This window comes from Intestinibacter sp., assembly GCF_051866655.1.
Classification (GTDB): Bacteria; Bacillota; Clostridia; order Peptostreptococcales; family Peptostreptococcaceae; genus Intestinibacter.
In genome coordinates, this window is sequence record NZ_JBJDXL010000441.1 from 1 (window position 1) to 2759 (window position 2759).

Below are 2759 nucleotides of genomic sequence, written 5' to 3' on the forward strand. Positions count from 1 at the left end.
CAAGCTTAAAGACTGGACTGGAGTGCTGGATCGCTGCAGGTGGTGCCCATCATAGTGTTCTTAGCTACGATGTAGACAGCACAATGATGCATGACTGGGCGAGAATCATGGGAATCGAACACGTACATATCGGTGAAGATACGACATTCGAAACCTTCGAGAAAGAGCTCATTGTCAACGATATCATATGGAAGTTTAAATAATACTCCTCTATATAGGCCACTCCACATCAAGTGGCCTATATAAATTATGTTTTATCATCAATTATATCTTGTATTACCTTTCCTACATTGCTAGTTATCTCGTTTAAAGCATTGTCGATATTTTGGTTCAAATGTTTTTCTTCTTTTATGGCAGTTTTTACTTTTTCTGCTAGATTACCAATTTTCGGATTTTCCTTTGGATTCATTTTACTCACTGAAGAGAAGTATTTATCAATGAATTTTCTTTTTTTCGTTTCTTTATTATTCTCAAATATTTCTTTCTTTTTGCATTTTATGTATTTGTTATAAGCATCATCGTAATGGAGTAGCAGAAACAATTCAAAACTTGGATTAGTTACAGCAAAAATATTTTCTTTTCTATCGTCCAATAGCTTTTGAAATTTTTCTTTTCCTTTTAAATCATGTTTGAAGATATCAACATCAAAGACAATTATTATCCTATCGTTTTTTCTGTCAAACTTCATTTCTGTTTCTTTTCTAAGCCTGTCAGCAAATTCAATCAATTTTTTGGGGTTTGAGTTATTTTCTTCTCCTTCTGGTTTTTCCATCAATTGGACATCAATTAAAGGATGAATATCCAGTTCTTTTTTCAAATCAATTAGTCTTTTAAAATACCAGCATTCTGTATTTTTCCCTTCACAGACGAAAATATACTTTCTATATGGGTCAATTTGTTTGTTTCTATCTGTTGTTCGCTTATTCCAATTAGAATAGCAGTGAATTCTGGACATTATTTCCCCTTTTTAAACTCAAATCTTTTAAACACTGGAATAGCTCCATATCTTCCTTCAAGGTATGCCTTACTTAGTTTCTTATCATATCTTTCCTTAAACTTGTCCAAAGGATACAGAGTACTATCGTTATTATTATCCCTTTCTACAAACCATATCTCGTCCCTTCTGAATAGATTTAAATCCATTATCGAAGGTTCATGAGTCGTAAAAATAAGTTGAGCTTTACTCTCTTTATGCTTTTCAATAAATAATTCTAAGAAACGCTCAGTTAATTTTGGATGAAGGCTTCTCTCTAATTCATCAACTACAAAAACTGTATCGTCAGATTTTTTTAAGAGTATATCCATAAGGTCAAAAAGCCTTCTTGTTCCATCTGATTCTTCATCAAACCCAAAATCACAAATAGAATTACCATGCCTCATTTTGATTGTATTTATCTTAATATCACCTGTGTTTTCAAGCTCAATACCAAAGAAAGCTTTATTTGTTCTACCTGAAAATCGTGCAGGAAGGTATGGATATTCACTTTTTCTTGCTTTCAAATTTTCAAGTATATCTTGCAAAACAGATTGAGGAACCATTCTTTCAAGCTCACTGATATCTATTTCTTCAATTCGAATATCGCTTACACCAGTATCGAAAGTACTGATCATTTCATTTATCTCTGTTAGAGAATCTGTATTATAGTATTGTTGGAAGTTAACTATTCTAGAACTTGGCTTAATTACTACAATGTTGTTTTTTATTGCTTTGTATACATTCTCAAAGACATTTAATCCACCAAATAGTTTTTTACCTCTGTTCATTTCACTTAGAAATAAAGAGTTATTATTGTCTTCAAAATCTGAGGAGTATGTTTCAAGTCTGTTTCTTTCCTCTCTGTCAATAATCAAGCCATTTCCTATAATAGGCTTACTATTTGTTTCTCTTTCAAAAATACAGGAACTAGATCCAGTTATACTTAATTTATAGAGCCATTCTCCAGTTATCTTTCTTTCTGAAAGTATGGAACTAAATCCATAAGCATAGTATTTGCCATCTAATTCCATCTGTATTTCAAAGACACTATTTCTATTATTATTCTCTTCTTTATTTCTGCAAAATAACTTGGATGAGTTTATAGGAAGACCTTCATTCACAGTAGTAATAAAAAATGACAAAGCTTCTATTAGATTACTCTTTCCTGATGCATTAGCTCCATATATAACAGCATGTTTCAAAACCTTTAAGTTTGTACCTACTTCTACCCTATGATTTATCTTGGATCTAATCTTTGACGAGGAGATTAAGTTCAATTCAGTAGGGCTATTAAAAGATTTGAAGTTTTCAGCAATAAATTTAAAAACCATTAAAACTCCTAATACTTTATATCATATTTATTGAAATAATCACTAAATATTATCAAGTTCACTATATATTCTTTATAATAGGATACCATTTGACGATTATTTCGTCAAATAGATTATATAGCATTAATTCTAGCTAATTCATATTTCTATTCATAATATAAACTCGAAAATGTGAATCTATATTCCATTAAAAAACTGATGTTTATTCTACTTGCATTTGAATGATTACGAAACCGACATCAAACACCGTTATCGTCATATAGTATATCTTCCTACTCAATTAACAATGGAAATAGGATATAACCATTAAGTAAGCATCTCTTTTGTAGTTTGTTGATAAACAAACAAAATATTATAAATCAAAGTATTGACGGAAATATTTTTCATTATTAATATAATTATAAAGTGGCACTGCCGATAGACGGTTGTCACCTCACATTATTGGAAAAGAA

Annotated in this window: 3 protein-coding genes; 1 reads left to right on the forward strand and 2 read right to left on the reverse strand. The window is 30.6% G+C overall.

Annotated elements, in window-relative coordinates:
* Positions 1 to 203: hypothetical protein (locus ACI3VO_RS13305; RefSeq protein ID WP_439758382.1), on the forward strand; the 203-nt coding region annotated here is incomplete at its 5' end.
* A gap of 44 nt (positions 204 to 247) precedes the next feature.
* On the opposite strand, the gene ACI3VO_RS13310 is transcribed toward ACI3VO_RS13305, so the two are convergent.
* Both ACI3VO_RS13310 and ACI3VO_RS13315 read right to left on the reverse strand, forming a co-directional pair.
* Positions 248 to 955 carry an RloB family protein gene (locus ACI3VO_RS13310; protein ID WP_439758383.1) on the reverse strand — a complete coding sequence of 236 codons (708 nt, stop codon included), beginning with the start codon at positions 953 to 955 and terminating at the stop codon, positions 248 to 250.
* Positions 955 to 2307 (reverse strand): AAA family ATPase, encoded by a 1353-nt coding sequence (locus tag ACI3VO_RS13315; RefSeq protein WP_439758384.1) that lies wholly within the window; start codon positions 2305 to 2307, stop codon positions 955 to 957. Before ACI3VO_RS13315 ends, ACI3VO_RS13310 begins: the two co-directional genes overlap by 1 nt.
* Positions 2308 to 2759: the final 452 nt, after the last annotated feature.